Below are 21,028 nucleotides of genomic sequence, written 5' to 3'. Positions count from 1 at the left end.
GCCGTCGAGTCGCCCGTCCGTCCCAATGCGCGCCGCGCCGTCGAGTCGCCCGCCCGTCCCAATGCACGCACCGCGCCGTCGAATCGCCCGTCGCGGACCGGCCGTGCATTCGTGGCACCGCGCCAGCCCTCGAACTCTCAGCCGGCGCCGACGCGCTGGTGGAACAGCTCTTCGAGGGCCGCCACGACTGCGCGGATCCGCGGCACCTGGCGCAGCTCGCGGTGATACACCAGCCACACCGTCACCGACGGCGGCGGCTCGTCGACCTCGATCCGCACCACCCGGTCGAGCTCGCGGCCGACCACCTCCGCCAGCATCGTGATCCCCTGGCCGCGCTCGGTCGCCTCGACGATGGCGAGCATCGAGTTCGAGCGGAACGGGAAGTGCTTCGCGCCGCGGGCGACCAGCCAGTCCTCGCCGACCTTCTGGCGCGCCGCCGGGCCGCTGTGGCCGATGAAGTCGTGGCGTTCGAAATCGCCGGGGCGCAGGCGGGCGCTCCGCAGCCGGCGCTCGACGTACGACTGCGACGCGTACAGCCCGAGGCGCAGCACCCCGAGGCGGCGCTCGATGAGCACCTGCGACTCGGTCCGAGTCGTGCGCAGCCCGATGTCGGCCTCTCGCCGCGCGAGGTCGGCCAGGCGCGACTCGGACATCAGCTCGATGCAGGTCTCGGGGTGCTTGCGCCGAAATCCGCCAGGCCCTGGGTCACCGCGCGCACGAACCCGTCGCCGACCGACAGCCGCACCGTCCCGGCCAGGCGCGACGCCTGCCCGCCCGAGTCGCGACGCACCGCCTCGAGCCCGTGCTCGAGCTCCTCGGCCAGCGCCACCAGCCGCAGCGCGTCGGGCTCGATCGACGTGCCCGCGCTGCTGCGGTGCACCAGGGTGCTCCCGAGCGCAGACTCGAGCGCCTCGATTCGGCGAGCCACGGTCGAGGTCGACGTGCCGAGCTCGCGCCCGGCCGAGAGGAAGCTGCCGTGGCGATGCACCGCGAGCAGCACGCGCAGGTCGTCCCAGGTCGGCGTGTTGGTTTCCATGAGCGAAAAACGGTTTAGCAGAAATGCCCATCGCTGCGAAGCAACCCGGCGGCCATCATGCCGGTCGGAGTACGCAAATGAATCCACGCGTGAGAGGTCGGGGCGCCGGCGCGGCCCTGTGGGGCGTTCCATTGCTCGTGCTCGGGGTCGCCTGCGGCGAGGGCGACGGCGACGATTCGTCGACCGGCAGTCCCGGCGAGGACGCGAGCGTCACCTACTGGCAGGACGTCGCGCCGATCTTTATTCCCGCTGCGTCACCTGTCATCAAGCCGGCGGGATCGGGCCGTTCGCGCTCGACGATTACGCCGAGGCCAAGCAGTGGGCCGGCGCGTCGGCGGCGGCCGTCGAGGCGCGGACCATGCCGCCGTGGCTGGTCACCGACGACGGCTCGTGCGGCACCTTCGAGGGCTCGCGCGCGCTCGCGCCGGCGGAGATCGAGGCGATCCGCGCGTGGTCCGACGCGGGCGCGCCCGAGGGCGAGCCGCGCACCGACCTCGCGGTGCCGGAGGTCGAGGTGCTCACCGACGCGGTCACCTACGAGACGCCGAGCTTCGTCCCCGAGGCCGAGGGCACCGACCTGGCGGCGTTCGACGAGTACCGCTGCTTCCGCGTCGACACCGGCCTCACCGCCGACCGCTTCCTCACCGGCTACAGCGTCGAGCCCGGCGTGCCGGAGATGATCCACCACGTCCTCGTCATCACCGTCGACCCCGAGGCCCCGGGGCCGGCGGCGTGAGAACAGGGACATCATGGAGGCCCTCGACGCCGAATCGCCCGACCGCGACGGCTGGCCGTGCTTCGGCGCCGCCGGCGACGGCGTGCAGCCGCGCGGATCCCCGTGTCATGGGCCCCCGGTCAGGGCATCAGCGAGTTGCCCGAGGGCACCGGCTACCGGATCGCCAAGGACGACTGGATGATCGTCCAGGTCCACTACAACCTCACCGAGGAGGCGCTCGCGGGCACCGAGGACAAGACGAAGTTCCACGTCCGCTGGGCCGACAGCGTCGAGCGCGAGGGCCACTTCTTCCTGCCCGACGACCTGCTAAGCAGCCTCGCCACCCCCGACCCGATCGAGCTCGCGCCCGGCGAGCCCTCGGTGAAGTTCAGCTTCGACTTCGAGCCCGGCAACTTCCTCAAGTACCTCGGCGCAGAGTCGGGCCAGCTGCTCGGGGTGTTGCCGCACATGCATCAATACGGCCGCAAGCAGCGGGTCGAGCTGGTCGAGGGCGACGCCGGCCCGCAGTGCGTCGCCGACGTGCAGCGGTGGGACTTCAACTGGCAGCTCTATTACTTCTACGAGCAGCCGATCCGCTGACTCAAGATTCGAAGCTGCGGATCACCTGCGATTACGACACCCGCGGCGCCAAGGACCCGGTGCTGCCGGGCTGGGGCACGAGCAACGAGATGTGCCTGGCCGGCGTGTTCATCGTCCCCGACCTGTGAATCGACGGTCGGCGCATTCGCCCGATCCGCGGATCTGCCACCCTCGCGGCTACGCGACGTCGCCGCGCCGCGTCGCCGCCGTCTCGAGCAGCGCGCGGACCTCGTTCAGCAGCGCCGCCTGCGAGTAGCTGCCCTTGCGCAGCACCCGGTGCACGCCCGCGTGCAGGAACTCGGACTCGCTCGCGGTCAGCTCGCAGGCGGTGATGACGATGACGGGGATGTCGCGCCAGCCCGGCTCGGCGCGCATGGTCTGGATCACCTCGAAGCCGTCGACCTCGGGCATCATCAGGTCGAGCAGCACCACGTCGGGCACGGCGCTGCGGAGGGCGCCGATCGCCTCGCGGCCGTTGGCGGCCTCGCGCACCGACCACTGGGCCCGCTCGGCCAGCCGGCGCAGCAGCTCGCGGATGTCGGGCTCGTCGTCGACCACCAGCACCGACGCCGGCAGGCTCGGCTTGCGGTAGCGGGCCAGAGTGGCCAGCAGGCGGTCGCGGTCGATCGGCTTGAGCAGGTAGTCCGAGGCGCCGAGCGAGAAGCCGACGTCGCGGTCGCTGACGATCGTCATCACCACCACCGGCACCTCGGCGAGCTCCGGGTCGCGCTTGAGCGCGGTGAGCACCGCCCAGCCGTCCATCCCCGGCATGATCACGTCGAGCGTGATCACGTCGGGCGAGACCTCGCGGGCCAGCCGCAGCGCCTCGGCGCCGCTGCGCGCCCCGATCACCCGATAGCCCTCGCGCGCGAGGAAGCGGGCCATCAGCTCCTGGACCACCGCCTCGTCGTCGACCACCAGCACCGTCGACGCGCCCTCGGCCGGCGGGTCGACCTCGACCAGCTCGCTCCATTCGCCCGGCCGCTCGAACACCGCGGGCACGAACCTGCGCGCCGGCAGCGTCACCGTGAAGCTCGAGCCCTGCCCCAGCACGCTCTCGACCGTGATGTCGCCGCCGAGCATGCGACAGAAGCGGCGCGTGATCGCCAGCCCGAGGCCCGTGCCGCCGAAGCGGCGCGTGGTCGAGTCGTCGGCCTGGGTGAATGGTTCGAACAGCGCGCCGATCTTGTCGGGGGGGATGCCGATGCCGGTGTCGGAGACGACGACGCGGAGCTCGTCCTGCCCCGCGTCGACGTCGACCACGCGCCTGGCCTGCAGGTGGATCTGGCCGCGGCTGGTGAACTTGGCCGCGTTGCTGAGGAGGTTGTAGAGGATCTGTCGCAGCCAGGTGCGGTCGGTCTGCAGCACGCCGACGCCGGGGTCGACGTCGACGACGAACGCGCTGCCGTTCTTGCGGGCCAGCGGCGCCAGCGCGACGGTCACCTCGGCGGCCAGCTCGGCGAACACCACCGGCTCGATGTGCGCGTCCATCTTGCCGGCCTCGATCTTCGACAGGTCGAGGATGTCGCTGATGACGGACAGCAGGTGCGTCGCGGCCCCGTGGATCTTCCCAGGTCGCGCACCACCTCGCGCTCGCCCGCGGCCGACGCGTCGTCCTGCAGCAGCTCGGTGTAGCCGATGATCGCGTTGAGCGGCGTCCGCAGCTCGTGGCTCATGTTGGCCAGGAACGTGCTCTTGGCCCGGCTGGCCTCGAGCGCGCGGTCGCGGGCCGACGACAGCTCCTCGTTGAGGCGTTGCAGCTCGAGCTCGCGCTGCTTGCGAGTCGCGATCTCGACGTGCAGCTCGGCGGTGCGGGCGTGCAGGCCCTCGATGAGCTCGCCGAGCTGGGCCACCATCGCGTTGAAGGCCCGCGTCAGCTCGCCGATCTCGTCGTGCGAGCCCTCGTCCGCGCGCGCGCTCAGGTCGCCGCCGCGCATCCGCGTCACCGCGGCGGTGAGCCCGAGGATCGGCCGCGACAGCACGCTGCCGACCGCGAACGCCACGCCCGTCACCAGCGCGGCGATCAGCATCGCGATCAGCGTCGCGTCGCGGTCGCGCGCGGCGATCGGCGCCAGCAAGATCGCCGCCTCGATCGTCGCCGCGACCTGGAGGCCGCTCGGCCCCGGCGGTCGCAGCTGGATCCGCAGGCCCTCGGGCTGCTCGCGCGCGCTGCACCGCGGGTCGCCGCGTCGGCCCCGGCCCGCAGCAGCGGCTCGCCGTCGGCCGCGAACACCAGCACGCCGACCCCCTCGCCCACCCCCGCCGCGACCTCGTCGAGGGCCTCGCGCAGCGCTCCGGTGGCATAGCGGACCCGCAGCGTCGCCGTGCGCGTGCCGTCGCCCGCGAGCACCGGCGCCGCGACCTCGACCGCGTCGGCGCCCAGCCGCGCCTGCGCGCCGTCGCCGAACCCCACCGGACCGAGGTCGCCGGCCGACGCCCACACCGCGCCGCCTTCGCCGACCAGCGCCGCGCCGACGGCCGGGCTGAACTCGCGCCGGACCAGCGCCGCCACGCCCGCCTCCGCGCGACGACGGCCGTCCCCGTCCGCGCCGGCGGCCGCGAGGTCGGCCTGGCGGGCGTCGCTGGCCGCGAGCGCGCGCGTCGGCGAGCGCGTCGTCGACTAGCTTCGGCGGCCGCGGTCGCCACGTGCCCCAGCTGCCGCGCCGCGGGCCTCGAGGTCCTCGCGCATCCCCATCCCGCCGAGGCCGACGTGCAGCCCGACCCCGCCGAGCGCCACGAACAGGAACGCGACCTGCAGCTTGGTGGTCAGCGGGTACTGCTGGAAGTCGCGGACGACCAGCAGGAACAGGCCGACCATCCCGGCCGACGTCATGATGTAAAGCCACGTCTGGAACAGCGGGAAGACGGCCTGAAACGGCGGCCCCATCGCGTCGGCGGCGATCAGCGCGATGCCGATCAGCGTGACCGCCAGCATCGTCCGGTTGACCTCGCGGAACGACAGCACCCCGGGGGCCAGCGCCAGCGCCGTGATGAAGCCCGTGAGCGCCAGGCTGCCCGCGGTCCCGGCCATCAGCATCGAGCACACGATCACCGCGACGGTCATCACACGAATGGCGATGCGGACGGCGCCCTCGAGGTCTCCCGCCCGCGCGCAGGGACGACCACACCCGCGTACGCGGCGACCAGGCTCAGCAGCACCGCGATGATGCCGTCGAGCTGCCACACGTGCGCGAGGAAGATCGTGATGCCCGCGTTGCCCGCGGCCGCCACGAGGCAGGCCACCACCAGCACCTGGGCGCTCTGCACGATCCGTCGCTGCAGCTCCGCGGCGCGCGGCGCCGTCATGGCGCGGGGGGTATGATCATTCATTGCGAGGCATCCGACATGCCGGCACAGGGGCGCGGGGCGGGCCCCCTTGCTCCCTGTGCCCACATTCACCGCGGCACGCGTGAATGTCGCGGGGAGAGACCGACGAGTTGTCTTGGCGGCGGCGCCGCCGGCTTGATACGTTGATCCGGCGGTATTGCGGCCGGGACGCGCGAGTCGCCGCGACCGGGCGCTCGCGGGCCTCGTCGCCGACCGGCGCTGCCGCGACGAATGGACCCATGATCGGAGGGACGGAGTGATGACAGATCGCAAGCGGACGTGGACGCGCGGGACCGGGGCGGTAGCGACAGTGACGGCGGCGGCGACGGTGCTGCTGACGAGCACCTCGGCCGCGGCCGGATTGTCGTTACCCAGCATCACGATCGAGAAGCGTGTCGACTTCGTGGTCACGCTGTCCGACGACCAGGACTACACGGTCGCGGGGCATTTGTCCATGAAGCTGGGAGGCAAATGCGGGCTGCTGCCGCCGAGGACGCTGCAGGTGCTCCTGCACGGGGGGACATACGACCACGAGTACTGGGACGGCCCACAGATCAACGGCGAGGATTACTCATACGCCGACTACATGACCGAGCGTTGCTACGCGGTCCTCGCACTCGACATGCTCGGAGCCGGCGCATCGAGCGCTCCGCCCGGCGATCTCGCCGACCTCGCGGAGAGCGCCAGCGCTCTGGACCAGGTCCTCGCCCATGCGCGCCGTCGGCCCGTGCTGGGACCCGCTGTTCGAGAAGATCGCCCTCGTCGGTCACTCGATGGGCACCATCACCTCGGTCTACACGCTCGCGGCTACGGCCCCGTCGCCGACGCGCTGGTGGCGACCGGCTGGGCCCACGCCCCGCGCATCATCCCCATCGACCCCGAGGCCTTCGCCGAGCCGCTGCAGCAGCCCTACGTGGTCATCCCGCCGCCGGTCCGCGAGCTACTGTTCTACTACCCGCCGACCTCCGACCCGGACGTGATCGCCTACGACAACGCCGACATGGTGTCGGGCCTGCCGCGCGGGCTGATGCTCGACGTCCTCGACATGATGACGGCCCTCGCCATCGGCGACCCGGAGGGCATCCACGGCCTGTCGCTGGTCGACCAGGTCGAGGTCCCGGTGCTGTCGCAGCTCGGCCAGTTCGACATCCTCGCCTCCGCCGACGTCGCCGCCGCCGAGGCCGCCTTCACAGCAGTTCGCCCGACGTCACCGTCGAGGTCCTGCCCGACATCGGCCACGACCTCAACCTCCACCTCAACCGCGAGGCCGGCTGGGCCCAGATCGACGCCTGGCTCGCGGCGACCCTCGGCGATTAGCGCTCTTGCGACGCCGGTTCAGCCGTCACGCGGTCGCAGGAGCATCGCTTCGACGAACGCGTCGAGCTCGTCGATCGTGTAGTCGGCGGCGGGCGGCCGCGGGTTCGTGAACCGGATCTCGATGCCGGCGAAGGTCAGCCTGGGCTCGACGAGCAGCCGCGAGCCGGCCGCGTCGGCGTCGGCGTCGGACCCGCGCCGGAGCGCCGCCAGACGATGGCGACTCTCCGCGGCGAGCGGCTCGCATGGGTCCGTCGCCAGCCGCTCGTACGTCCGCCGCCTATGTACATACCAGGCGTCAGCGCGACTTCGGCACCGAGTAGCGCAGCTCGACCATCCCGCGCGGGAAGCGGGTCACCGCGGTGAGCTCGAGCGTCCCGGGCAGCGCCGCGGGCAGCAGCGGCGCACCGGCGCCGAGCACCACCGGGATCACGCTGAGCCAGATCTCGTCGAGCAGGCCCTGGCGGGAACTGCGCCGCCAGGTTGCCGCCGCCGACCAGCCAGATGTGCTTGCCCCCGGCGGCGCCGACCATCTGCTCGTGGACCGCGCCGACGTCGTCGGCGGTGAAGCGGATGTCGGCGCCGGCGAAGCCGAGCAGCTCGCGGTGGGTGAACACCCAGGTCGGGATCCCGGCGTACGGCCAGGTCGTGGGCTTCTCGCCGACGATGAACTCGTAGGTCGCCGCGCCCATCGCCAGCGCGCCGACGCCGGCGAGGAAGGCCTTGTAGTGGGCCTCGACGCCCTCGACGTCGTTGAACTGAAACAGCCATTGCAGGTCGCCGGCCGCGTCGGCGATGAAGCCGTCGAGGCTGGCCGCCACGAAGTATTGGGTTCGGGTCATGCGTCGAGGCTGACAGCGACCCGACAGGACCTGTCAGCAATTTTCCGGCATCATGCGCCCATGCGGTCGAGCCGGCCCTTGCGCTCCTCCTCGTGCTCCAGCGGCGCCAGCGGGCCACCGCGGCCGAGCTCGCCGAGGCGCTCGAGGTCTCGGTGCGCACCCTCTACCGCGACGTCGCCGCGCTGGTCGCCGCCGGCTTCCCGCTGTGGACCGAGCCGGGCCCGCACGGCGGCATCCGCCTGGTCGAGGGCTGGCGCACGCGGCTCGACGGCCTCACGGCCGAGGAGGCGAGCGCGCTGTTCCTGTCGGGCGCCCCGCAGGCGGTCGCCGACCTCGGCCTCGGCGCGGTCGCCCTGTCGGCGCGCGCCAAGGTCGACGCCACCTTGCCCGCCGAGCTGCGCGACCGGGCCGGGCGGATCCGCCAGCGCTTCCTGCTCGACGCGCCGGCGTGGTTCGCCAGGCCCGAGCCGCTCACCGCGCTGCCCGCGGTCGCCACCGCGGTGTGGGAGGGCCGCAAGCTCGAGCTGCGCCACGGCGGTTGGCCGCACGGCCGCCGCGTCGACCCGCTCGGCCTCGTGCTCAAGGCCGGCACCTGGTACCTGATCGCGCGCTCGCGCGGCGATGTCCGCACCTACCGCGTCGGCCGCATCGACCACGCCGAGCCGCTCGCCGAGACCTTCGCGCGGCCCGACGACTTCGACCTCGCCGCGTGGTGGGCCGCGTCGTCGGCCGCGTTCGACCAGTCGCTGCTCGTCTATCGCTGCCGCGTCCGCCTGTCGCCCTACGCCCAGAAGTCGCTGCCGCGGCTGGTCCCGCACGACGCCGTCCGCCGCATGCTCGCCGAGGCCGACCCGCCCGACGCCGAGGGCTGGCGCGAGCTCGACCTGCTGCTCGAGAGCGAGGAGGTCGCCGCCGACCAGCTCACCGGCCTGGGCGCCGGCGTCGAGGTGCTGGCGCCGCCGGAGCTGCGCCAGCGCATGCACCTCGTCGGCCTCGAGATGGCCCGCCGCAACGCCCCGCCGTGCGCCTGAGGTGCCGGACCTGCGCGAGCGCATGCGCCTCATCGGGCTCGAGATGGCCCGCCGCGACATGATGACCTCACGTCCCCGTGCTCGCGCCGCGCGCGCTTCGCTGCGCCGACGTGCGACCGCGCGGGCGGCTTGATACCCTCGCGGCCCTTCGGGAGGTCAGCACGCATGAAGAATTTCGACATCGATCAGGCGACCGCGGGCGAGACGGCGCGGGCCGTCGCCGCCGGCACGATCACGGCGCTCGCGGCCTGCAGGCGGCGATCGCCCGCATCGAGGCGCGGGACGGATCGATCCACGCGGTGGTGGTCCGCGACTTCGAGCGGGCGCGCGCGGCGGCGCGGGCGTTCGACGCCGCGGGCGCGGCGAAGCAGGGCCTGCCGCTCGCCGGCGTGCCGATGACGGTCAAGGAGTCCAACGACGTCGCCGGCCTGCCGACCACCTGGGGCTTCGCTCAATTCGCAGAGCGGCCGATCGAGGCCGACTCGGTCGCGGTGGCGCGGCTCAAGGCGGCCGGCGCGATCATCCTCGGCAAGACCAATGTGCCGGTCGGCCTCGGCGACTGGCAGGCGGCCAACCCGGTCTACGGGCGCACGCTTCACCCCCGCGATCCCTCGCGCACGCCGGGCGGCTCGTCGGGCGGCGCCGCGGCGGCGCTGGCGGCCGGCATGGTGCCGCTCGAGCTCGGGTCCGACATCGGCGGATCGATCCGCGTGCCCGCGCACCTGTGCGGCGTGTTCGGCCACAAGCCGACCTACGGCCTCGTGTCGATGGCCGGGCACATGTTCCCGGGCACCGACGGCGCCGAGCCCGAGCTCGCGGTGGTCGGACCGATGGCGCGCGCCGCCGACCTCGCCCTCGCCCTCGATGCGATCGCCGGGCCTCCCGTCGATTCGGCGTACCGCCTGACCTTGCCGCCGCCGCGCCGCCGCACCCTCGCGGAGCACCGGGTGCTCGTCCTCGACACGCACCCGGCCGCGGACACCGACGCCGGCGTGCGCGAGCCGATCGGCGCGCTCGCCGAGGCGCTCGCCCGCGCCGGCGCCACCGTGCTGCGCCGCCACGACGCGCTCCCCGACCTCGGGCAGGCCCACGGCCAATTCCGCGACATGCTCCTGACCATCCTGTCGCGCGGCACCCCGAACGCCGCGCCGATCGACGCCCACGCCTGGATGGCGCTCAGGACGCCCAGGTGCGGCTGGTGCGGCGCTGGCGGGCGCTGTTCGAGGCCGTCGACGTCGTGCTCGCCCCGCCGTTCGGCGTCGCCACGTTCCCCCACGGCCACCGGCCGGACTGGGCCCGCGCCGGCTCGTCATCGACGGGGCCGAGGCGCCGTACGGCCCGCAGATGGCGTGGCCGGGCGTCGCCACCTTCCCCGGCTTGCCGGCCACCGCCGTCCGCTGGGCCTCACGCGCGAGGGCCTGCCGACCGGCGTGCAGGTGATCGGCGACGTGTTCGCCGACCTGACGACGATCGCCTTCGCGGGCCTGCTCGAGCAAGCGGGCCTCGCCGGGGTGCCGCTGATTGTGCATATGTCCCGCAGGACATCTCATTAAACGTCAAAATCCTCGCTGACGGCGCTCGTCGCCCCGACGAACCTCGAGTTCGCGGGGCGCGCCTGTTTCACCGTCCGGCGCCGGGAGCGCCTGCTCTCGGTGCGTCACGCTGACTGCGAGACCGGCGCCGGCGAATCAGTTCCTGCCAGGCGGGGTCACGACGCGCAGCGGCCGCCCCGCCTCGACGAGAATCGCCGGTATGATGGATCGCCCTTGAACGCCGGAAATGGGGTCCATCGGCCTCGCCTCCCGCGTACGAGGTCTCGGTCGCGGCCTGTGACAGGATTGGTGCGCGAGTGTGGCCAATGTCGAAAAAGGGACGACGTTGTGTTTGTTCCGCGCGACGGATGCCGCGAGCGGCGCACCTCACACCCGGGGCGGCGGTGGCAGGCCATGTCTTTGTACGCGCGACGAAATATGTCTCTACCTTTAGGGGTGCCGCTGTGTATAATCATAGTCAGCGCTGAAAACCAGCGCCGCCACCGCCGCCCGCGCGCGGCGCCTGGACGTTCATTGTACAGACTCTCACGGCCCATCGGGCCCAGGCGCTCCGGGGAGCAGGAGGACGGGACCGACGCGGTCGAGCGATTCTCTCATCGATGCTGCCTTGCGTTCGTCCTCGGGCCGCGCCGACAACGACGATCTGCGCGGCGCTCTGGCGGCGATCGAGGCGGTGCTGCTGGCCAGCGGCTTGCTCTCCGACGCGGCCGTGACCGTCCACGAGGGCGTCCACGGCGACAAGATCCTCGTCGCCCACCTGGTGCCGTGCGCCCCGCCGATTTCCGCCCGGACGCGCTGCTGGAGCGCCTGCGTGACAAGCTGCCCGGTTGCCCGATCCCCTCGCGCTTCGTCCTCCTCGACGCCCTGCCGCAGGGCCCGGGCGGCGAGGTCGACCGCGACGCCCTCGTCGACGGCCAGCCGCAGTCGGGCGTATTCAGCTCGGCGCCGCTCATCGCCGCCACCTACGACCCGCTCACGGCCCAGCGGCGGCGCTCTGGGCCGAGACCCTCGGGGTCGCGGTGGTGCTGCCGGACGACGATTTCTTCGACCTCGGCGGCGACTCCTCGCGGGCCGCCCACCTGGTGCTGCGAATCGCCGACGCCTACCGCGTGCAGTTCCCCGTCCACGCGCTCTACGAGGCCCGCACCCTGCGCGCCTGCGCGATGGTGGTCCAGCGGGCGCAGCTCGGCGAAGAGGCGCTGAGCGGCACGGGGCCGGGCACTGGCTGGCGGACTCGTGCCTGCCTCCGACCTTTGGCCCTGATCGACGGCACCGCCGCGCGCGAGCGCCGCCTGCCGACGCGTGCGCTCCGGCGAAGTGTTCCTCACCGGCGCGACCGGCTTCCTCGGGTCCTTCCTGCTGCGCGAGCTGCTCACCTCGACCACCGCCGGCGTGCATTGTCTGGTGCGCACGACCAATCGTCAGGTCGGCCTGCTCCGCCTGCGCCAGGCGCTGAGCCGCTACGGCCTGTGGCAAGAATCGTTCGCGCGGCGGATCCACGTCGTCCCCGGCGACCTCGGGCGGCCCCGCTTCGGGCTCGACGCCCCCATCTTCAGAACGCTGGCTTACACGGTCGACGCGGTGTTCCACGCCGGCGACCACCTCAACTTCGTCGAGCCATACCTCAGCCACCGCGCGACCAACGTCGGCGGCACCGCCGACGTGCTCCGCCTGGCGGCCACGGGCGTGCCGAAGCCGGTCCATCACGTGTCGTCGATCCGCGTGTTCGGCCCGAGCGGGTTCTTCGGCGGCCCCTCGCGGGTCCACGAGAACGACGACCTCGACGACTATTTGCAGTACCTGTCGTTCGACCTCGGTTACGCGGCGAGCAAGTGGGTCGCGGAGGCCATGATGTGGGAGGCCGCGCGCGCCGGGCTGCCGGTGACGGTGTACCGCCCCGGGTTCCTCGCGGGCCACAACCGATCCGGGGCCGGCAACCCGAGGACTTCATCGGCCGCCTGGTCCGCGGGGCGATCCAGATCGGGGCATTCCCCGACCTCCCGCGCCAGCGCATGGAGCTCGTGCCGGTGGATTACGTCAGCCGGGCGATCTTGCATATCGCCGGACAGGCCGATCACCAAAATCGCGCCCACCACCTGGTGCCGCCCGACCCGGGGCTGTCCCTCGACATGAACGATCTCTTCGCCATGATCGCCGGCTTCGGCTACCGACTGTCGCGCCGGCCCTACCGCGAATGGCTCGAGCACGCTCCGCGACTGTCACACCCGCGACAACCCGGTGTGCCCTTGCTGCCGATGCTGTCCGAGCGGGTGTACAAGGGTGAGTTCACCCGCTGGGAACTACGAGGACACCCCGACCTACGATACGACCTGCGCCCTGGCGGCGCTGGCCGGCAGCGACATCGCCTTCCCGGTGATCGATCGCCTGCTGATGGCGAAGTACCTCCGCCGCTGGCTCGCCGCCGATCGCCTGCCCTCGGTCCGCGCCGCCGCCGCTCGCTGAGCGCGAAGCGGTCGCCACGAGCGGGCTGACGCGTCGTCGAGGTCAGGCCTCGACCTCGACCCCGCGCGCCCGCAGCGAGCGGAGGATCGCAGCGGGCGTCCCACGGCCAGCCGTGCCGCGCGACGTGAGCGATGGCTTGCTCGACGAGCGGCAGCTCGCTCGCACCTGTCGGCTCGCTGGCTCGCCTCGCCATGTCAGCGACCACGCTCGCGGGAATCGCCGCGAAATTCCACGCCGGCGGGCCCGGCCAGCAGCGAACGGCGCGCGCCCGCGGGCGAGGACGCTGGGCCCGTCGCCCCGACCGTCGATCGTCACGAGTCCTCCACGACATGTCCCAAAGACCACATCACCCGCGATGAGCGCCGCGACTGCACGCCTCCCTCGCGTCCCGCGAACGGTGGTAGCCTCGGCCCCTGAACCCACGCATCTCGCCCTCTCTCCTCGCCCTCGCGCTCGCGAGCTGCGCCGGCGACGACCCGAACACCGCCACTGCCGGCCCTGACGGCCTCGCGCCCGACTGGCGGCTCGTCGACGTGAACCCGAGCTCGGCGACCCTGAGCAGCCGCGCGGTCCCAGCGACTACGCCGGCGCCGTGTCCGGCTGGTACTTCGCCCACGCCACTTGAGTTACTGCCGTAGCCAGTTCGGCTACCTGAACGACCTCCAGGCCGAGCTCGACGGCGAGTACCCCGACCTGCGCATCGCCCTGCTCGGCGTCAACGGCGTCGGCTACGAGTCCGGCCTGCCGCAGATCGTCGCCGGCCGCGACATCCCGCTGCTGCAGGACACCGCCGACGTCGACGCCTGGTCCCGGTGGGAGGTCACCTGGCGCGACGTCGTCATCCTCGACCGCGACGGCGCCCCCGTCAGCGTGTTCAACCTGACCGAGCACGACCTGTCGCAGATGGGCGAGTACGAGGCCCTCAAGGGCATCCTGCTCGACTTCGCCATGATGTGAGCGGCGCTCCGCCGCGAGCACCGGCCCCCGCATCGGCGCCGGCGGCGTTCAACTCGCCGGCGCCCCGCCGCCGTAGATCGCCGCCAGCCAGATCGCCAGCAGCACGTCCACCACCTGCGACTCGTCGATCGTCGGCGCGTGGCCGGCGAACCCGGCGTGCAGCACCCGCTCGTTCATCCAGTTCAGCGCCACCGCCAGGTCGCGCCGGCACCCCGCTGCGGGCCGCCCCGCGCGCTCGCTCGCCCTCGATCGCCGCGGCCGTCTCCTCCACCAGCCCCGTCATCACCTGCGACCACAACGCGCGGACCTCCGGGTTCGTCACCCGCGCGTCCGCGGCTGCCACGCTGACGGCACGGTGGGCGCGGAAGATCCGATAATAAGTCTCGATCGCCGCGCGCCACGCCGGGCCGGATCGCCGGCCGCGCTCGCCAGCGCCGCGTCGCGTTCGGCCCGCGCCTGCTCGACCATCCTGTCGAGCAGCGACAGCAGCACCGCGTCCTTCGACGGGAAGTAGAAGTAGAACGTCGGCCGCGAGATGCCTGCGCCGCGGGCGATGTCGTCGATCGAGATCTCCGGCAGCGCGCGCCGCTCGAGCAGCGCCTCGAAGCTGGCCAGGATCGCCTGCTCGCGGTCGTCGCCGCTCGGGCGACGGGCCCGGCGGGCGCGGGTCGGCCGGTCCTTGCCCTCGCTCATGACCGGCCCCGCACCGCCGCCGTCAGTCGGCGACCGAGCGCCACTGCGGCGCGCTGATACGCCACCGGGAACGCGCGCACCAGCACGTCGACCACCCGCGCGTCGCTGCCGACCAGCACGCGCGGCTCGTCGCGCGCGACCCCTTCGAGGATCGTCTCGGCCGCCAGGTCGGGGCTGAGCTTCAGCAACTTCTCGTTGTACACGCGCTCGCGGACCTCGTCCTCGCCGGTCACCGCGAGCCCGGCCGCCCGGGCCCGCGCCAGCGCGGCGCTGGCGATGTTGGTCTTCACCCCGCCGGGATGCACGACCGTCACGCGCACCGGCAACTTCGCCGCCAGCATCTCGATCCGCAGCGACTCCGTGAACCCGCGGACCGCGAACTTCGTGGTGCAGTAGTGGCTCATCTGGCCCTGCGCCATGAAGCCGTTGAGGCTCGAGATGTTGACCACGTGCCCGTCGCCCGACGCGATCAGGTGCGGCAAGAACTCCTTCGTGCCGTGGATGACGCCCTAGGTTGACCGCGAACACGCGCTCGTAATCCGCGTAGCTCGAGTCGAGCACCGATCGCGAGAACGCGATCCCGGCGTTGTTGTAAAGCGGTGCACCACCCCGAGCGGCTCGCCACCGCGGTCGCGTACGCCTTCACCGCCTCGCGGTCGGCCACGTCGAGCCGCGCCGCCTCGACCTCGGCCCCGAGGGTGCGCCCCACCCGGGCGGTCTCGCCCAGGCCGACCTCGTCGACGTCCGAAAGTGCCAGCCGGGCGCCGCGCCGCGCCAGCCCCAGCGCCAGCGCGCGCCCGATCCCCGACCCCGCCCCGGTCACCGCCGCCACTTTCCCGTGAAACGTGCTCATGAACGCACTCTGACCCGATCTGCGGCGCCAGTCAACACCATGTTGACAGGCTCGACACGGTGTTGAAGAATCCCTCGCACCATGACGCCCGAACACCTCGACGTGCTCATCATCGGCGCAGGCCTGTCCGGCATCGGCGCCGCTTACCACTTGCAGCACGGGTGTCCTGGCAAGCGCTTCGCCTTGCTCGAGGGGCGGGCCGACCTCGGCGGCACCTGGGACTTGTTCCGTTACCCTGGCGTGCGCAGCGACTCCGACATGCACACGCTCGGCTACAGCTTTCGCCCGTGGAACGAGGCGCGCGCGATCGCCGATGGCCCCTCGATCTTGAGTTACCTGCGGGACACCGCGGTCGCCTACGGCATCGATCGCAAGATCCGCTTTCATCACCGCGTCGTCGCTGCGCGTTACTCCTCCGCCGACGCGCGCTGGACCGTCGACGTCGTCCGCGGTGACACCGGCGAGGCGCTGCAGCTCACCTGCGACTTCCTGCTCGGCTGCACCGGCTACTACCGCTACGACGAGGGCTACACCCCGAAATTCGCCGGCACCGAGCGCTTCCGCGGGCGCATCGTCCACCCGCAGCACTGGCCGGCCGACCTCGACTACGCCGGCAAGCAGGTCGTCGTCATCGGCAGCGGCGCGACCGCGGTCACCCTCATCCCGGCCATGGCCGAGGCCGCCGGCCACGTCACGATGCTGCAGCGCTCGCCGACGTGGATCTCCAGCCTGCCGACGAAGGACCCCGTCGCCCACACCCTGCGTCGCTGGCTGCCCGAGGCCGCCGCTGCCGCCGCCGTGCGCTGGAAGAACATCCTCTTCCAGCTCGGCATCTATCAGACCTCGCGCCGGCGCCCGCAGGTCATCAAGCGCCTGTTGCGACGCGCGCTCGAGCGGCAACTCCCCGCCGGTTACGACATCGACACCCACTTCACCCCCCGCTACGACCCGTGGGACCAGCGGCTCTGCCTCGCGCCCGACGGCGACTTTTTCAAGGCCATCCGCCGCGGCAAGGCCTCGGTGGTGACCGACGAGATCGAGACCTTCACCGAGACGGGCCTGCGCCTCAAGTCGGGGGCCGACCTCCCCGCCGACGTCATCGTCACCGCCACCGGCCTCAACCTCCTGCTGTTCGGCGGGATCCGCATGTACGTCGACGGCGAGGAGGTCGGTCTCCACTCGCAAGACCTACAAGGGCCTGATGCTCGAGGGCGTGCCCAACTTCGCCTTCGCCATCGGCTACACCAACGCCTCGTGGACGCTCAAGGCCGACCTCACCGGCGAGTACGTCTGCCGCTTGGTTCGACTACATGGACGCCCACGGCCACCGCCAGTGCGTGCCGATCAACGACGACGCGAGCATGAGCGAGAAGCCGCTGCTCGACTTCGGCGCCGGCTACGTGCTGCGCTCGCTGGCGACGCTGCCGAGGCAGGGCTCGCGGGCCCCGTGGCGCCTGCGGATGAACTACCCGCTCGACCTCCTCGCCCTGCGCCTCGGCTCGGTGACCGACGACGCCATGCGCTTCTCGAGCCCGCCGCGCGCGAGCACGGTCGCGTGAGCTGCGGCTGGCGACGCCTCGCTCCGCCGGCTGCACCGCGAGCCGTCCGAGGTGCGCATGCGACGACGCGGTCCACCGAGCAAACCTCCGGGGGCGCGCGAACACAGCCGCGCGCCGCGGCGAGCGCACGCGCGACGAGGGGGCTTCCCGGACTCGCGGCTCGCGGCGCATCATGTCGGTGACGCCGCATGAAAGCCACGATCCACCGCACCTGGACCTCGCTCCTCCCGGAGGCCGACGCGCACCCTTACCGCAGCGGCGCCTGGCGGCCCCAGTTGAACGAGTGGGACGCCGACGACCTCGACGTCGTCGCCGGCGCCATCCCGGACGACCTCGCCGGCCTCTACGTGCGCAACACCGAGAACCCGCTGGTCCCTGCGTTCGAGCGCTACCACCCGTTCGACGGCGACGGCATGTTGCACGCCATCCGCTTCGCCGGCGGCCGCGCCCGCTACCGCAACCGCTTCGTCCCGACCCGCGCCCTCGCCCAGGAGCTCGCGGCCGGCGGCCCGCAGTACGCCGGCATCGCCGAGGACCCGCGCCTGTCGCGGCACCCCGGCTGGGGCGCGCGGCGGCATGAAGGACGCCTCGAGCACCGACGTGGTCGTCCACCGCGGCCGCGTCCTCTCGACGCATTACCAGTGCGGCGACGCCTACGCCTTCGACGCCGACACCATGGAGTCGCTCGGCCCCGAGCCGTGGGTCCCGCAGGACACCGGCATCTCGGCGCACCCGAAGGTCTGCGCGCGCACCGGCGAGCTGCACTACTTCCGCTACGGCAAGGCCGCGCCCTACCTGCATTACGGCGTCGTCGACGCCCGCGGCGAGCGCGTCCACGACGTGGCGATCCCGCTGCCCGGCCCGCGCCTGCCGCACGACATGGCGATGTCGGAGCGCTTCGTCGTCTTCAATGACTTCCCGATCTTCTGGGACCCCGCGCTGCTGGCCCGCGGGATCCACCGCCCGCGCTGGGACCCCGCCATGCCCTCGCGCTTCGCCGTCCTGCCGCGGCGCGCCGGACCGACGAGGTGCGGTGGTTCGAGGCCGCCGCGACCTACGTCCTCCACTTCACCAACGCCTTCGAGGACGGCGACGAGCTCGTGCTCGACGGCTACGCCCAGCGCGACCCGATGCCGCGCCCGCAGCTCGACTGCACGGCGAGTACGCCTGGCTCATGCGCCAGGTCGACCTCGCCAGCCTGCGGCCGTCCTTGCGCCGCTGGCGGATGAACCTGCCACCGGCGCCTGCCGCGAAGAGGACCTCTCGCCGACCCTCACCGAGTTCCCGACCATCGACCCGCGCGTCGCCGGCGTGCGCAACCGCCACTGTGGTCGATGACCGGCAAGCCGGGTGGTTTTGTTCGACGGCATCCTGCACACCGACCTCGGCACCGGCCACGAGCGCCACTTCGGCTTCGACGACGGCGTCTACGCCAGCGAGGTCGCGGTCGTCCGCGCCCCGGCGGCGCCGGCGAGGGCGACGCCTGGGTCGTCACCTTCGTCAGCGACACCGTCCACGACCTCTCGGAGTGCCAGATCTTCGCCGCCCACGACCTCGCCGCCGGCCCGATCGCCCGCGTCCGCCTGCCCGAGCGGATCGCCAGCGGCACCCACGCGACGTGGAGCTCGGATTGATTCGCCGCGCGCCGCAGCCGGCTCGCGTCTGCTCGCGCCATCTACACGTCATCCAACGGACAACAACGAGATGAGAGCGTGCGATGACAATCCATGACGACCTCGTCGTCGCCGGGGCGATGGTCGCGGAGCGCTACAGCGCACGGACGGGTGAGGACATTCGTCAACTTCACCCGGCCCGGATACGGGGACCTCGTGCGGAGCAGCGCTTTTCACCGCCGTCATTCACGTGACGCGGGATCCAAGCGGGGAAATCCCCGCCCATCTCGCGCTGGCACCACCGCGGCTACTCGCTAGCGGGCGGCCACGCGCCGGTTCTTCCGTGCAGGCCAAGCTCCGGCGCGGCGGCTGGTCGCCCTTCGAGGCGGTGCCGTCGCGCCTCAGCGCCACCTTGGGGAGCGTCAAGTGCTCGCGCCGCAGTCTGGCGCCGAGCGGATGCGCGGACGAGCTTGGTAAAGCCGAGGATCCACAGGACGCCGAGGGCCTTCGTCCACCAGCCTGGGTAGAACATGAAGACAAGGAACGCGAGATGGAAGACGTGATGTACCAGGCGGTCGTATCTTCCGAACCACCGGGTCATGAAGTGCTCGTAGTCATCGAGCCCGCTCAATCGAGAGACGGGTGCAGGCACTTCTTCCGTCGATGAGGACTCTCTATCCGCATCAGCAACCAGCATGCGTCGTCGCTGCGCGAGGCGCCTCGGGCAAGCCGCTCCACGAGCCCCCCAAAGTTGATAGTAGAGGTAGAAGCCCAGCGCAGTCTCGCCACAGCCACGTTGAAATGCAGCGTGAGCGGAAAGAAGAAGCCGACGAAGGGCAACCAGAAAATGAGCGCGATGGGTGTCAGAAATGCCCGGGCCAGGAGTGGTCCGTCGGCAACCAGCCCCAAGGCTGGGGGAGCGGCGTGTAGACCTGGAGCGCAGACATGGGCCCCGTCTTGGCTAGTTCTGCGCCTTCTGGCATTTGTCATGCACGATGGCTCCGGTCTCCTTCCCCAGCCCACCGCCCAGAGTGACACAGGCGGCGGTGCCGAAGCCTGACGTCGCCGATCCACAGCCAGCGATCACGCCGGCGGAGATCGCCAGGAAGCTGATTCCGGCCGCGAGACCGCAAAGGAGCCCTCGCGTCTCCGCCAGCGCCTTGATGACGACGTCGTGGTCCCAGACCTGATAGACGCTTGCGCCCAGGAGAAGCGCGTCCTCACCGGTGAGAGCGCCGAACGCGGTGCTCTCCGTGGTGACTTGCCGTCTACGAATTTCTGCTCGGCGAGCACGCGCTGGTCGAGAGTCAGTCGCGCCACGCCGGTACCATCCTGGTCTATGCGCGTGGCGATGGCCACGTGACCGAGCGCGATGTGATAGTCGACCTGAATGTAGAGTTCGTCCGCGGTCTCCACGAAGGCGTCGACATGATGAAGGGTGATCGGCACTTCGAGCCTTTTCAACACCGTCTCCACGTCAGCCTCGGCGGCAGCGTTGGCCGTGGGCGCCCTACCCGAAAACTCAGCCAGCCCGGGCGGCGCGGAACTGGCGGCGGTCACCGCGAGGAGCGAAACGTTGATGACGAGTTCGGTGAGCATAGCCCGCCGTGGCCAAGGCTGGGCCGCTCACAAGCGGACGGCAACGGTTTCCCGGCCGCGAGCGCCGAGCGACACGTTTCACAGGCGTTTCCGGCGTGACGGTGGCCCTCCTTCGCTCGGAGCCAGCCGCGCGCCGACGCCGGCCGGTGCGCGTCGACCGTCGCGCTCAGGACGTTTCGAGACGCGTCGCGGAAACTCCGCTTGCTGCGGTGGATCGCCCGCGTCCGCCTGCCCGAACGGATCGCCAGCGGCACGCACGCGACGTGGAGCCCAGCCTGACCTTCGGGCCAGGTCATCCGCCGCCGCGAACGACCATGAGAGGCCTGCCTGCCTCCCATCGGAGGATCAGACCCTTCGCGCCGTCGCCCGGCGCATGCTGGCGGCCACGGGGCGACCCGCGACGCGGCCATCAACACCCGCGCCAGGCGGCCGCGCGGCGGCAGCGGCTGCCCAGCGCCAGCGGGCGGCCGTGTCGGCACCCACCAGCTCGGCCGCGCGCCAGCCCGACGCCGCCGCGCTCTCCATCGACGACGGCAGGCCGGTGCGCGTCCAGTCGCCCGCCAGCAGCAGCCCCTCCACCGGACTGCGCGCAGCCGGCCTGCGGGCCTCGAAGCCGGGCAGCGGGGCCTGCACCGCCAGCGGGATGCGGTGCACCGTCGCGTGGCGCAGCGTCGCCGCCCGCGCCGCCGGCAGGTTCTCCATCAATTCGTGGCAGGTCCGCGCGACGATCGCCGCGTCGCTCCAGTGGGCCACGCGCCCCGCGTCGATGATGTTGCTGCCGACGAGCGACGGCCGCGCCCCAGTCGGGATAGATGTTGGCGTAATCATAAAAGTCACAGTTCAGATCGTCCGGGTGATAGGAGCGGGCCCAGA

General features: G+C 71.9%; 23 protein-coding genes and 6 pseudogenes. 15 read left to right on the top strand and 14 right to left on the bottom strand.

What is annotated here, in order from left to right:
* Nucleotides 1–137: 137 nt before the first annotated feature.
* Together OV079_RS51850 and OV079_RS51845 are read right to left on the bottom strand one after the other, a co-directional pair.
* The gene (locus tag OV079_RS51850) at nucleotides 138–653 is read right to left on the bottom strand and encodes a LysR substrate-binding domain-containing protein (RefSeq protein WP_267778053.1); all 516 of its coding nucleotides are present in this window, start codon (nucleotides 651–653) and stop codon (nucleotides 138–140) included.
* Nucleotides 653–1,036 carry a LysR family transcriptional regulator gene (locus tag OV079_RS51845; RefSeq protein WP_267778051.1) on the bottom strand — a complete coding sequence of 128 codons (384 nt, stop codon included), beginning with the start codon at nucleotides 1,034–1,036 and terminating at the stop codon, nucleotides 653–655. Before OV079_RS51845 ends, OV079_RS51850 begins: the two co-directional genes overlap by 1 nt.
* Before the next feature lie 358 nt (nucleotides 1,037–1,394).
* Here OV079_RS51845 and OV079_RS51840 point away from each other — a divergent pair, with 358 nt between their 5' ends.
* From OV079_RS51840 to OV079_RS51830, 3 genes are all read left to right on the top strand, one after another.
* Nucleotides 1,395–1,772 carry a hypothetical protein gene (locus tag OV079_RS51840; protein ID WP_267778050.1) on the top strand — a complete coding sequence of 126 codons (378 nt, stop codon included), beginning with the start codon at nucleotides 1,395–1,397 and terminating at the stop codon, nucleotides 1,770–1,772.
* Between the two features lie 102 nt (nucleotides 1,773–1,874).
* Nucleotides 1,875–2,351, top strand: a complete 477-nt coding sequence (locus tag OV079_RS51835) for a hypothetical protein (RefSeq protein WP_267778048.1) — start codon at nucleotides 1,875–1,877, stop codon at nucleotides 2,349–2,351.
* Nucleotides 2,300–2,479: a hypothetical protein gene (locus tag OV079_RS51830; RefSeq protein ID WP_267778046.1), complete on the top strand. Its 180-nt coding sequence runs from the start codon at nucleotides 2,300–2,302 to the stop codon at nucleotides 2,477–2,479. The genes OV079_RS51835 and OV079_RS51830 overlap by 52 nt, the downstream gene beginning before the upstream one ends.
* Nucleotides 2,480–2,528: 49 nt before the next feature.
* On the opposite strand, the gene OV079_RS51825 is transcribed toward OV079_RS51830, so the two are convergent.
* The 5 genes from OV079_RS51825 to OV079_RS51805 form a co-directional block, all read right to left on the bottom strand.
* Nucleotides 2,529–3,842: a response regulator gene (locus tag OV079_RS51825; RefSeq protein ID WP_267778045.1), complete on the bottom strand. Its 1,314-nt coding sequence runs from the start codon at nucleotides 3,840–3,842 to the stop codon at nucleotides 2,529–2,531.
* Nucleotides 3,791–4,429, bottom strand: a complete 639-nt coding sequence (locus OV079_RS51820; protein ID WP_267778044.1) for a HAMP domain-containing protein — start codon at nucleotides 4,427–4,429, stop codon at nucleotides 3,791–3,793. Before OV079_RS51820 ends, OV079_RS51825 begins: the two co-directional genes overlap by 52 nt.
* Nucleotides 4,387–4,863 (bottom strand): hypothetical protein, encoded by a 477-nt coding sequence (locus tag OV079_RS51815; protein WP_267778043.1) that lies wholly within the window; start codon nucleotides 4,861–4,863, stop codon nucleotides 4,387–4,389. Before OV079_RS51815 ends, OV079_RS51820 begins: the two co-directional genes overlap by 43 nt.
* A gap of 108 nt (nucleotides 4,864–4,971) precedes the next feature.
* Nucleotides 4,972–5,418 carry a hypothetical protein gene (locus tag OV079_RS51810; RefSeq protein WP_267778042.1) on the bottom strand — a complete coding sequence of 149 codons (447 nt, stop codon included), beginning with the start codon at nucleotides 5,416–5,418 and terminating at the stop codon, nucleotides 4,972–4,974.
* Complete coding sequence (locus OV079_RS51805) at nucleotides 5,415–5,657, bottom strand: hypothetical protein (protein WP_267778040.1); 243 nt, start codon at nucleotides 5,655–5,657, stop codon at nucleotides 5,415–5,417. Before OV079_RS51805 ends, OV079_RS51810 begins: the two co-directional genes overlap by 4 nt.
* A gap of 280 nt (nucleotides 5,658–5,937) precedes the next feature.
* Between OV079_RS51805 and OV079_RS51800 the strand changes: the two genes are divergently transcribed.
* Nucleotides 5,938–7,077, top strand: coding sequence for an alpha/beta hydrolase (locus OV079_RS51800; protein WP_267778038.1), 1,140 nt, complete (start codon nucleotides 5,938–5,940; stop codon nucleotides 7,075–7,077).
* A 52-nt stretch (nucleotides 7,078–7,129) separates the two neighbouring features.
* On the opposite strand, the gene OV079_RS51795 is transcribed toward OV079_RS51800, so the two are convergent.
* Nucleotides 7,130–7,834 carry a dihydrofolate reductase family protein gene (locus tag OV079_RS51795; RefSeq protein ID WP_267778037.1) on the bottom strand — a complete coding sequence of 235 codons (705 nt, stop codon included), beginning with the start codon at nucleotides 7,832–7,834 and terminating at the stop codon, nucleotides 7,130–7,132.
* Between the two features lie 92 nt (nucleotides 7,835–7,926).
* Here OV079_RS51795 and OV079_RS51790 point away from each other — a divergent pair, with 92 nt between their 5' ends.
* The 6 genes and pseudogenes from OV079_RS51790 to OV079_RS51765 all read left to right on the top strand — a co-directional run bounded on the left by OV079_RS51790 (nucleotide 7,927) and on the right by OV079_RS51765 (nucleotide 13,838).
* Complete coding sequence (locus tag OV079_RS51790) at nucleotides 7,927–8,865, top strand: helix-turn-helix transcriptional regulator (protein ID WP_267778035.1); 939 nt, start codon at nucleotides 7,927–7,929, stop codon at nucleotides 8,863–8,865.
* A 302-nt stretch (nucleotides 8,866–9,167) separates the two neighbouring features.
* The gene (locus OV079_RS51785) at nucleotides 9,168–10,418 is read left to right on the top strand and encodes an amidase family protein (protein ID WP_267778033.1); all 1,251 of its coding nucleotides are present in this window, start codon (nucleotides 9,168–9,170) and stop codon (nucleotides 10,416–10,418) included.
* A 1,019-nt stretch (nucleotides 10,419–11,437) separates the two neighbouring features.
* Nucleotides 11,438–11,515: pseudogene (locus tag OV079_RS60200) on the top strand (phosphopantetheine-binding protein); the annotation flags it as partial.
* A gap of 205 nt (nucleotides 11,516–11,720) precedes the next feature.
* Complete coding sequence (locus OV079_RS51775) at nucleotides 11,721–12,551, top strand: SDR family oxidoreductase (protein ID WP_267778031.1); 831 nt, start codon at nucleotides 11,721–11,723, stop codon at nucleotides 12,549–12,551.
* Between the two features lie 147 nt (nucleotides 12,552–12,698).
* The gene (locus tag OV079_RS51770) at nucleotides 12,699–12,881 is read left to right on the top strand and encodes a hypothetical protein (RefSeq protein ID WP_267778029.1); all 183 of its coding nucleotides are present in this window, start codon (nucleotides 12,699–12,701) and stop codon (nucleotides 12,879–12,881) included.
* Between the two features lie 621 nt (nucleotides 12,882–13,502).
* Complete coding sequence (locus OV079_RS51765) at nucleotides 13,503–13,838, top strand: TUGYCR motif thioredoxin fold (seleno)protein (protein WP_267778028.1); 336 nt, start codon at nucleotides 13,503–13,505, stop codon at nucleotides 13,836–13,838.
* Between the two features lie 48 nt (nucleotides 13,839–13,886).
* On the opposite strand, the pseudogene OV079_RS51760 reads toward OV079_RS51765, so the two are convergent.
* The 4 genes and pseudogenes from OV079_RS51760 to OV079_RS60190 all read right to left on the bottom strand — a co-directional run.
* Nucleotides 13,887–14,054: pseudogene (locus OV079_RS51760) on the bottom strand (hypothetical protein); the annotation flags it as partial.
* Between the two features lie 73 nt (nucleotides 14,055–14,127).
* Nucleotides 14,128–14,181, bottom strand: a pseudogene (locus OV079_RS60195) (hypothetical protein); the annotation flags it as partial.
* Nucleotides 14,157–14,531, bottom strand: coding sequence for a TetR/AcrR family transcriptional regulator (locus tag OV079_RS51755; RefSeq protein WP_267778026.1), 375 nt, complete (start codon nucleotides 14,529–14,531; stop codon nucleotides 14,157–14,159). The gene OV079_RS51755 and the pseudogene OV079_RS60195, both read right to left, overlap by 25 nt.
* Nucleotides 14,528–15,384, bottom strand: a pseudogene (locus tag OV079_RS60190) (SDR family NAD(P)-dependent oxidoreductase). Before OV079_RS60190 ends, OV079_RS51755 begins: the two are co-directional and overlap by 4 nt.
* Nucleotides 15,385–15,465: 81 nt before the next feature.
* On the opposite strand from OV079_RS60190, the pseudogene OV079_RS51740 reads away from it, so the two are divergent.
* The 5 genes and pseudogenes from OV079_RS51740 to OV079_RS51720 all read left to right on the top strand — a co-directional run bounded on the left by OV079_RS51740 (nucleotide 15,466) and on the right by OV079_RS51720 (nucleotide 19,223).
* Nucleotides 15,466–16,943 (top strand): annotated as a pseudogene (locus OV079_RS51740) (flavin-containing monooxygenase).
* Nucleotides 16,944–17,131: 188 nt separating this feature from the next.
* A pseudogene (locus OV079_RS60185) lies at nucleotides 17,132–17,422 on the top strand (carotenoid oxygenase family protein); the annotation flags it as partial.
* Nucleotides 17,423–17,519: 97 nt separating this feature from the next.
* Complete coding sequence (locus tag OV079_RS51730; protein ID WP_267778019.1) at nucleotides 17,520–18,281, top strand: carotenoid oxygenase family protein; 762 nt, start codon at nucleotides 17,520–17,522, stop codon at nucleotides 18,279–18,281.
* Nucleotides 18,278–18,577, top strand: coding sequence for a carotenoid oxygenase family protein (locus OV079_RS51725; RefSeq protein ID WP_267778018.1), 300 nt, complete (start codon nucleotides 18,278–18,280; stop codon nucleotides 18,575–18,577). The genes OV079_RS51730 and OV079_RS51725 overlap by 4 nt, the downstream gene beginning before the upstream one ends.
* Before the next feature lie 322 nt (nucleotides 18,578–18,899).
* Entirely contained in the window at nucleotides 18,900–19,223 is a 324-nt protein-coding gene (locus OV079_RS51720; protein WP_267778017.1) for a hypothetical protein, read from the top strand.
* A 416-nt stretch (nucleotides 19,224–19,639) separates the two neighbouring features.
* Here OV079_RS51720 and OV079_RS51715 read toward each other — a convergent pair whose 3' ends face one another.
* Nucleotides 19,640–20,155, bottom strand: a complete 516-nt coding sequence (locus tag OV079_RS51715) for a hypothetical protein (RefSeq protein ID WP_267778016.1) — start codon at nucleotides 20,153–20,155, stop codon at nucleotides 19,640–19,642.
* A gap of 345 nt (nucleotides 20,156–20,500) precedes the next feature.
* Entirely contained in the window at nucleotides 20,501–20,983 is a 483-nt protein-coding gene (locus tag OV079_RS60180) for an FAD-dependent oxidoreductase (RefSeq protein ID WP_420829609.1), read from the bottom strand.
* Nucleotides 20,984–21,028 lie beyond the last annotated feature (45 nt).

The organism is Nannocystis pusilla, from assembly GCF_026626665.1.
Taxonomy (GTDB): Bacteria; Myxococcota_A; Polyangia; order Nannocystales; family Nannocystaceae; genus Nannocystis; species Nannocystis pusilla.
This window is presented reverse-complemented; position numbering and strand designations above follow the sequence as displayed.

Bases quoted from the DNA above. Each gene is read 5' to 3' on its own strand.
- OV079_RS51850 (WP_267778053.1), bottom strand. From the start codon at position 653: ATGTCCGAGTCGCGCCTGGCCGACCTCGCGCGGCGAGAGGCCGACATC.
- OV079_RS51845 (WP_267778051.1), bottom strand. From the start codon at position 1,036: ATGGAAACCAACACGCCGACCTGGGACGACCTGCGCGTGCTGCTCGCG.
- OV079_RS51840 (WP_267778050.1), top strand. From the start codon at position 1,395: ATGCCGCCGTGGCTGGTCACCGACGACGGCTCGTGCGGCACCTTCGAG.
- OV079_RS51825 (WP_267778045.1), bottom strand. From the start codon at position 3,842: ATGGACGCGCACATCGAGCCGGTGGTGTTCGCCGAGCTGGCCGCCGAG.
- OV079_RS51805 (WP_267778040.1), bottom strand. From the start codon at position 5,657: ATGACGGCGCCGCGCGCCGCGGAGCTGCAGCGACGGATCGTGCAGAGC.
- OV079_RS51800 (WP_267778038.1), top strand. From the start codon at position 5,938: ATGACAGATCGCAAGCGGACGTGGACGCGCGGGACCGGGGCGGTAGCG.
- OV079_RS51795 (WP_267778037.1), bottom strand. From the start codon at position 7,834: ATGACCCGAACCCAATACTTCGTGGCGGCCAGCCTCGACGGCTTCATC.
- OV079_RS51755 (WP_267778026.1), bottom strand. From the start codon at position 14,531: ATGAGCGAGGGCAAGGACCGGCCGACCCGCGCCCGCCGGGCCCGTCGC.
- OV079_RS51730 (WP_267778019.1), top strand. From the start codon at position 17,520: ATGAAGGACGCCTCGAGCACCGACGTGGTCGTCCACCGCGGCCGCGTC.
- OV079_RS51725 (WP_267778018.1), top strand. From the start codon at position 18,278: ATGACCGGCAAGCCGGGTGGTTTTGTTCGACGGCATCCTGCACACCGA.
- OV079_RS51715 (WP_267778016.1), bottom strand. From the start codon at position 20,155: ATGCTCACCGAACTCGTCATCAACGTTTCGCTCCTCGCGGTGACCGCC.
- OV079_RS60180 (WP_420829609.1), bottom strand. From the start codon at position 20,983: ATGATTACGCCAACATCTATCCCGACTGGGGCGCGGCCGTCGCTCGTC.